10 protein-coding genes are annotated in these 7,549 nt (G+C 36.2%); 7 read left to right on the top strand and 3 right to left on the bottom strand.

Going from position 1 to position 7,549, the window contains the following annotated elements:
- The first annotated feature begins 21 nt into the window (after positions 1–21).
- The 3 genes from V7266_RS00805 to V7266_RS00815 all read left to right on the top strand — a co-directional run bounded on the left by V7266_RS00805 (position 22) and on the right by V7266_RS00815 (position 2,219).
- Positions 22–690 carry a TVP38/TMEM64 family protein gene (locus V7266_RS00805; protein ID WP_335465305.1) on the top strand — a complete coding sequence of 223 codons (669 nt, stop codon included), beginning with the start codon at positions 22–24 and terminating at the stop codon, positions 688–690.
- Positions 691–754: 64 nt separating this feature from the next.
- Positions 755–1,444 (top strand): polysaccharide deacetylase family protein, encoded by a 690-nt coding sequence (locus tag V7266_RS00810; RefSeq protein ID WP_335465306.1) that lies wholly within the window; start codon positions 755–757, stop codon positions 1,442–1,444.
- Between the two features lie 115 nt (positions 1,445–1,559).
- Positions 1,560–2,219 (top strand): phosphatase PAP2 family protein, encoded by a 660-nt coding sequence (locus tag V7266_RS00815; protein WP_335465308.1) that lies wholly within the window; start codon positions 1,560–1,562, stop codon positions 2,217–2,219.
- A gap of 81 nt (positions 2,220–2,300) precedes the next feature.
- Here V7266_RS00815 and V7266_RS00820 read toward each other — a convergent pair whose 3' ends face one another.
- Entirely contained in the window at positions 2,301–3,530 is a 1,230-nt protein-coding gene (locus tag V7266_RS00820) for a DUF438 domain-containing protein (RefSeq protein ID WP_335465309.1), read from the bottom strand.
- A 13-nt stretch (positions 3,531–3,543) separates the two neighbouring features.
- Positions 3,544–3,771, bottom strand: coding sequence for a DUF1858 domain-containing protein (locus V7266_RS00825; protein WP_335465311.1), 228 nt, complete (start codon positions 3,769–3,771; stop codon positions 3,544–3,546).
- A gap of 302 nt (positions 3,772–4,073) precedes the next feature.
- On the opposite strand from V7266_RS00825, the gene V7266_RS00830 reads away from it, so the two are divergent.
- The 4 genes from V7266_RS00830 (at position 4,074) to V7266_RS00845 (ending at position 6,412) form a co-directional block, all read left to right on the top strand.
- A complete protein-coding gene (locus V7266_RS00830) occupies positions 4,074–4,547 on the top strand; it encodes a hypothetical protein (RefSeq protein WP_335465312.1) in 474 nt (157 codons plus the stop codon).
- Between the two features lie 288 nt (positions 4,548–4,835).
- On the top strand, positions 4,836–5,063 hold the full coding sequence (locus V7266_RS00835) for a hypothetical protein (protein ID WP_335465313.1): 228 nt from the start codon (positions 4,836–4,838) through the stop codon (positions 5,061–5,063).
- A 198-nt stretch (positions 5,064–5,261) separates the two neighbouring features.
- On the top strand, positions 5,262–5,774 hold the full coding sequence (locus tag V7266_RS00840; protein WP_335465314.1) for a DUF3189 family protein: 513 nt from the start codon (positions 5,262–5,264) through the stop codon (positions 5,772–5,774).
- Between the two features lie 146 nt (positions 5,775–5,920).
- Entirely contained in the window at positions 5,921–6,412 is a 492-nt protein-coding gene (locus V7266_RS00845; RefSeq protein WP_335465383.1) for a Gmad2 immunoglobulin-like domain-containing protein, read from the top strand.
- Positions 6,413–6,589: 177 nt separating this feature from the next.
- Here V7266_RS00845 and V7266_RS00850 read toward each other — a convergent pair.
- The coding region (locus V7266_RS00850) for a DUF3231 family protein (protein ID WP_335465316.1) at positions 6,590–7,549 on the bottom strand (960 nt) is incomplete at its 5' end.

A 7,549-nucleotide genomic window follows, 5' to 3' on the forward strand; every position in this document is an offset into this window, starting at 1 on the left:
GTCAAGAGAGGAAGGTGAATTATGGAAAATGTTCTATTAGAGTCTTACAAAGAAAAAAAGTCACTGGGAGCTCGCTCTCTTTCCATTGGAAGTCTGGTTTTCTTCTTACTCTTTACTGGACTTTATTTATATGAACTTCATACTGGAGCGGCTAAAGTAGGGCTTGAATCCATTCGCCATCTGGGATATTTCGGAATCGTAATCGGCATTTTCATTCAAACAGTTGTGAATGTGGTTCCTGTCCCAGGCGAATTTGTGTCTCTTTTTCTTATTGAGATATACGGTCCTGTTGCAGGTGGAATCTATTCTTGGATTGGCGGAATCTTAGGGGCGCTCCTTGCTTATAATCTATCCAATTGGATCGCGCGCCCAATGATAGAACCATTGGCAAAACCTTATTTGGAAAAAGTACAAGGCTGGCTGCAAAAACAAGGAGATATCGGACTTTTGATGATTCGCTTTGTCCCATTGGTTCCTTACCATTTTATCAACTATACGGCAGGTTTATTGCAGGTCAATAAAAAGGCCTTTACATGGACGACCGCATTAGGGATATTGCCTTATACGGTATCTGTAAGCTGTCTATTTGCAGGGGTCCGTCATGGAAAATTGATTCCTTTTATACTTGGAGGGGGACTGTTTATTTTGTCTACTGTCTTTAGTATTGTCATGCGCAAAAAAATGAAATAAGTTCTGATAAACGATTTATAAACATGAACCCATACTTAAGAAAATTGTAGGGGAGTGGACTGTTATGTTTAAAATAATCTTATTTGTACTGTTCTTCCTGGCGCTTTATTGGCTTGTACCATTTCTTCTAACTGCTGGTGCAGGTATAGGGGTTGTAAAACGAAAAGAAACATCTGAAAAAGTTGCTTTTACCTTTGATGATGGTCCAAACCCCATCTATACACCGCAGCTATTGGATTTGTTAAAGAAAAATAATATCAAAGCGACATTTTTTGTCGTTGGTTCTAAAGCGGAAAAATACCCAGAGTTACTATCGAGAATGCATGCCGAAGGGCACTTAATAGGCATGCATAATTATGTGCACAAATCTAACTGGGTGATGGCCCCTTGGACGGTTCGCAAGCATTTAACAAAGACTTCATCCATCATTGAAAAAATTACTGGAGAGCGTCCTATTTATTATCGTCCGCCTTGGGGATTATTAACTTTAGTTGATTTTCTGCTGATGAAACCATACAAGATTATCCATTGGTCCGTCATGGCGGATGATTGGAGCAGCAAAGGCGGCAGTGCAAAAGTTGAAAAAAGACTGTTACAGAGTATTAAAAAGGGGGCTGTAGTCCTTCTGCATGATTGTGGAGAAACCGCTGGGGCTGATGTGGATGCACCGATTAATACCATTACAGCATTAAAAAAAGTATTTAAAGAATTATCAGACCGTGGAATGTCTTGTGTAAGATTAGATGAAATGTAGAAGGCAAACGGGCAAAAGGTCGGTTTAACAAGCTTTTGTCTCTATTCATTAATAGTGATAAGCTATAAAAACTGGCATCAAAATTCATTATATAGAAAAAAGAGGTTTATTATTTATGAAATTAAAATCACATCTTGCTCTTGCCTTTCTTATTAGCGTAGTCTGTATCATCGGATTTAGTTTAATGTCCTTATGGATCAGCGATCATAAAATTGTTCAGTTTGATACAATAGTAATCAGTGCTATTCAAGGAATGGAATCGCCAGCTCTGACAAGTGTTATGAAGTTTTTTACTTTTATTGGGTCAGCCCCTTTTGTCATTGTCATGAGCTTCGGTATCTTGTTTTTTCTCTATAAAGTACTAAAGCATCGGGTAGAATTAATTTTATTTATCGCTTCTATATTAGGATCTGCCGCCCTAAATACGCTTTTAAAACATCTGTTTCACCGGATCCGTCCTAATCTGCATCGCATAATTGATATTGGGGGATTTAGTTTTCCGAGTGGTCATGCCATGAATGCCTTTAGTGTTTATGTTATCATCACGTTTCTGTTATGGCGTCATATTCCAAGAAAATGGGGGAGAACACTCTTAATCCTTTTTAGTTTTTTCATGATCCTTGCCATTGGAGTCAGCCGGATTTATTTAGGAGTCCATTATCCAAGTGATATTGTTGGGGGGTATTTCGCAAGTGGCTTCTGGCTTGCTATAGCGATTTGGACCTTTCAGTTCTACAAGGAAAAACGGAACAAAGTAAGACATTATGCAAACTAATATGAATATAAAAAAACGGACACCAAAATGGTTGATTCCCCAAATTTGAGCCCGTTTTTTAGTATTTGGCAGTTCATTTAATTAATTAAGAATTCGTTTTTCACCTTGAATTTCCTGGATGGAGCTAATATTTTGCGTGAATTCAAGTGTTCCCACATATTCACCAGCTTCATCCCTTACAGCAAAGTAGCGGATGTACACATATTTATCTTTAAATTTAATATAAAAATCCTCACAGTCTTTACTTCCTGCTTTAAATTCTTGTAATAATTTTTCAACGACATGAACACTCTTTGGTGGATGACAGTTTTGAACGGTCCGGCCAATCACGGCTTTGGTACGAGCAAAGATTCTTTCTTTGCCGTGTGAGAAATAGCGGACAACATCATCTTGGTCGATAAAGGTAATATCTACAGGTAAGTGGTTCAACATTAGTTCAAGCTGTTTTAGCGATAGAATCCCTGTTTCTAACCGAATATATCCTTCGGTTAGCGCAAACTCTTCCATCTGTTTTCTCTCAGGCTTCCATACACCAGCCGGTTCGGTTAAGCAGAATCCAATTTCATCACTCTCATGAGCAATTTTCACCCATTCGTCCTCTGTTAAGGTTTGCAATGCCATTGGGAATAAGATGTTTTCCTCTTTAAAGATCATTTCACTAATTTCCCGGATGACAAAATCTATGGAATCGATCACGGCTTGTTTGTCTCCACTATCCTTCATGACTCTCTCTATTGCCTCTTTAATAGCAGCTCGTATTCCATCATCTACTCCCCACATTACTTGAGTAGTGCCCATAATTCCGTACTTTTCTAGGTAAGGGAAGAGTAAATTCTCTTTCCGGCTGTAATGTTTGTCTATGTCTAGTAATAGGTTTAAATCTTCTAGTAACTTAAACTTATTTTCCTGGCTATCTACTTTTTCAAAGCGCTCGAAATGGAGCTGCAGTTTGAAGTTCACTAACCTATCAATCTCTTTATTTTCTAATTTAAAAGTATGGATAGGGTGTCCTGGCTGTTCTTCCGGCTTATCGGAACGATGTATTTCCTCGATAGAACCTTTAAAAATGGCCGTGTGAACGGAACAGAGCCGCTGTACTTCTGTTACCGGAATTCCTTCTTCCTCCATTAGTGATTGTTCTAATTTAGATATCTCTGCCACAGAAATGTTGCCTGCAGCTTCTTCAAAACGTGCCTTTACTTCCTCGACACTTTTGCCGTTGTGAAGGTCTTTGATAATTTCTTTTAATACAGCTTGCCGCTCTGATTGAGTAATGGTTTCTTGTTCACGGTTATTGATCATTTCACTCATGATTCATTCTCCTCTATTGGTTGATTGTAAATCCATTTTTTTCAAAGATTTCAATCACTTTTAGTAAAGGTATTCCTTTCATCCTGCAGCCATTTGGCAATGTCATGACACGGCCGGCGGTTTTTAGCATATTATGATTGGTTATATTCTCAAAACCAAGATCCTTCATAATCGGGATGATTTCAGGGTACTCGGTACATAGTTGATAAACGGGAAGTTGAATATTGATTACTTTTGACATTCTTTTCACTCCTTGAAAGAGTGTGATAACTCTTCTCAATAGGAATATAACATAGCTATAGATTTTAAATTGTGATGGGAATCACAAACTAAATAATAAACCATTGTATTTGTTAAAATTATGTGGAATTATGCATGATTTGTTTTAATTCGAATGTGACATGCGTTTATTTCATAAAAATAATTAATGAGTTTCAAATTCTTTCCCTTATAAGTATATATCCCGAATGAAAAAAATCTTGGAAAGGACAAAATTTGTGGAAATGAGGAGGGTACAAGTATAAAAGCAGGAGGGGGCTTCGTATGAAATTCACGATCCAGTATATTCCTCTAAATAAGATTAAACCTGATGTATCAATGAAAATTACAGAACACATTAAAAAACTTCAAAGATTAATGTGGGATTGTATGTTTGTGCTGGTTGTCAGAAAAAATAGGAGGGATGGCAGTTACATTATTGTTAGCGGTCAGGATCGATTTGAATCCATAAAAAAACATACCAAAAATATTTACGCACCTTGTATAGTAGATAAAAGTAATTCCCCTCGAATCGTATCGTGGTTTCACCGAATACGAAACAAACAGCCCCTAGATGATTTTCCGTTAATACCACCCAGCTGGTCCATTGTTCGAACCTTTTTGAAACAAGAGCCCCGTTTTAAAAATCTATCCCGTTCCGAACAAATTAGAGTCTTACTTATAGCGGCACGATACAAGAAAACGGTGATCTACGCGATGAAAAAAACAGTGGATGAAATTTTAAGAAGTTACAAATAACCCCCTAATCGATTAGGGAATGGAGGAACCAATAGAATTCCCATTAAAGTCCAATGAAAATATCATTGGATTTTTCTTTTGTCTGTTTATTAGATAAATTTTACCTCTTAATAGTGGATGTTTAATTTATTTTAAGAGGAGAAAAATCTTTGAAATAATAGGGAAATTTGATCGGTAATAATCTCCATTTATATGAACTTCTATTAATTTTTTTGCTTGTCCAACAAATGTCCAATCATTCCTCTAAAAATATTCATTATATACATTATGATAGGAGGTGATGATTAATTGAATAAGAATAATCAAGGCTTTATGAGGTTTGCATCTGAGCTAGTAGGTGAAGAAGTAGAAGTAATTACAAATAATGAAACTTTTACAGGGACTTTGGAATATGTTGGCTCAGATCACTTAATCCTAGTAACTAGAGTAAGAGGACGACGGGTAAGATTAGCGATTCGTATTGCGCTCATTATTGCGCTTTTCAGATTATTTACTGGACGTTCCTTTACTTTATAGTTATAAGATTTTCAATAAATAGTTTTACACTGATAAAAGAAGAGTGGGAATTTTTCTACTCTTCTTTTATTTCTAGAGAAGCACTTTACCTCTATTACACTTTATCGTTCATGACAATAAAAGAAGGATAATACTCTGAATTATAAGTGGAATTTATGTCCATAATAAATATATATAAGGATTAAGGGATGATTTCCTATGATATATATCTATAATGATTACGCTGGGACCCATACTACCGCTATGGCTGCTGCCTATCACTTAAAACAATTGCCACAGTCGGAAAGAAAACTTACCACCGAAGAAATATTAAATGTAAAATATTTCAATAAACTAACGAGACAGGATTTTGGAAAACTTCTTTATCATGGCGATGATGAGGATGGCAACTCCGTTTTTACCATTGGATGCAAGCGTGACAAACTGGCTGTACCAGCAATGAAAGAACTGACGTTATTACTGCAAGAAAAATATCATTTTAATGAGAAAATCATTTTCTCCCATACATCGCCAGCTGTTCCATTGCCGATGTCACTTGGAGGATTTTTTTCGAGAGGTTTGAAAATTGACTTTATTGGTGTACCGTTGTTAGTGATCGGTGCTAAACAATGCTGTGATAATATTTTTCGATTGGTTGAAAACACGAAACAGGTGGGTCGGACGGCTTTCAATGAAAACGTAATTATCTTAGACAATGAAATGTACAAGTAGTTGCACCAACATATTTTTAAGAGTGTCCAATGAACTTCTCATTGGATTTTTCTATTGGAGTCTTTTATAAAAAGAAACAAAAAAATATTCCTCATCAAGGAACAAGCGAATAAAATTTAGAAAAGGGGGATGAAAATTTGAAAAAAATGGCTTATTTATTAACTGGATTAATTACTATTGGTTTAGTAGCCTGTAATCACCAACCAAATGAAACAACCAAACAAAATCCACCAACTAAACAAACACAAGATGAAACTACGAATCCACCACCTGCACCACCTTCACAAGATGGTTCAACAGACCAAAATCCACCACCTACACCAGTACAAGAGGAACAAGTCTATCAGAATAAGGTATTCAAAGATGTAGTTGTAACCGATTCTGGAGATAAACTTATTATTACAGGGAAGGCTCAGGTATTTGAAGGTGTATTTCAATATGTTCTGTATGATGGAGACAAGGTATTAATCCAAAATAACTATCAGACAGACGGGGCACCAGCATGGGGACCGTTTGAAATCACCATCGAAAAAAACTTAATATCTACTAATGATGTTAAACTCGAATTATTTGTCTTCTCAGCAAAAGATGGTTCGAAAGAGAATACGTTAGAAATTCCCATTCCCAAACCAGAGTAAATGTTATTAAAAGATGGCTCTGTTCAACGAGATTGTTTTTTTATACTCTGTTGATTGGAGCGGAAATCAACAGCCCAATTTAACAGAGCCAAAAAAATAAAAAGTACCTGTCCTATGCATTTTGAATACAGCGGGTACTTTTTGTATGGCAGAAGTTTTATTTAAGGTAGAATCCAGCTAACTATTAATAATTCGTGGCCGATCCTCCATCTGAGGCGGTTCCTCAAACCACCCATTATTCATCATTAATTCAAGTCCTTCATGGCCATAAAAATAGATATCCTTTGATATTAATGACATTTTCATGGTGATATCGTTTCGTAGACTAAACATGGTTCCGAAGCTGCCCCCCACAAGACCAAATCCATTTAGCAGGCAGATGCAATACATCATCAGTTTTTCAGAAAAAGGTGCAACCTTGGAAGTAGTGACAATACTGCCGGATGTTGCCGAAAAATGTACATTTGCTTCTAATAAAATTTCTTCATATATTTGGATTTGTTTTTTGGCAAGCTCCAGGCCCTTAACAAAATATTTTTTTACCTTTTTGTTATCCGCACATTGTGCAAACCCAGTAATTAGCTGCATACCAATGATATTTGTTTCAATTCCGTGATGAATAATCCCTAACTCAATGGAATTTAAGGATCTTTTGTCACCAAAAGGTTTGAACCCTTTCACGTATTTATCATTTTTAACAAACTCCGTTGTTTTTGGCAGTGTCATATTTGGAGGAAGAGTCAAAATTCCTTTATTCAGTAAATAAACGGTCGCTAATTTATAGATCTTTTGAGTGACTGTCGTGAGTCCTTCGTAAATGGCCATCACATCTTTTCGATAAGCCATATTCATATTTATCGTATATAACCCCATACTTACTTCTTTCAGAATACGAAGAAACATAATATCAAATCCATTATCGAAAAGTTTTGGAGCTTCCAGGTTCACATCCTCATTCCTAAAACCAATTGGAATGACCATTCCCTCTTTTTCGAATAAAGATTCAATTTCAATAACAAAGAAATGTAATTCCTGCCACAACCCGCCCATTATATTTCTTGCTTCTTGATCATCGCTCGTCGCCATAAAATATTCTAAAATCCTAAGTATCATTGTTTTTTCTTGATAGGTAAGCCA

This window comes from Neobacillus drentensis, from assembly GCF_036965645.1.
Lineage (GTDB): Bacteria > Bacillota > Bacilli > Bacillales > Cytobacillaceae > Neobacillus > Neobacillus drentensis_D.

Bases quoted from the DNA above. Each gene is read 5' to 3' on its own strand.
- V7266_RS00805 (WP_335465305.1), top strand. From the start codon at position 22: ATGGAAAATGTTCTATTAGAGTCTTACAAAGAAAAAAAGTCACTGGGA.
- V7266_RS00810 (WP_335465306.1), top strand. From the start codon at position 755: ATGTTTAAAATAATCTTATTTGTACTGTTCTTCCTGGCGCTTTATTGG.
- V7266_RS00815 (WP_335465308.1), top strand. From the start codon at position 1,560: ATGAAATTAAAATCACATCTTGCTCTTGCCTTTCTTATTAGCGTAGTC.
- V7266_RS00820 (WP_335465309.1), bottom strand. From the start codon at position 3,530: ATGAGTGAAATGATCAATAACCGTGAACAAGAAACCATTACTCAATCA.
- V7266_RS00825 (WP_335465311.1), bottom strand. From the start codon at position 3,771: ATGTCAAAAGTAATCAATATTCAACTTCCCGTTTATCAACTATGTACC.
- V7266_RS00830 (WP_335465312.1), top strand. From the start codon at position 4,074: ATGAAATTCACGATCCAGTATATTCCTCTAAATAAGATTAAACCTGAT.
- V7266_RS00840 (WP_335465314.1), top strand. From the start codon at position 5,262: ATGATATATATCTATAATGATTACGCTGGGACCCATACTACCGCTATG.
- V7266_RS00845 (WP_335465383.1), top strand. From the start codon at position 5,921: ATGGCTTATTTATTAACTGGATTAATTACTATTGGTTTAGTAGCCTGT.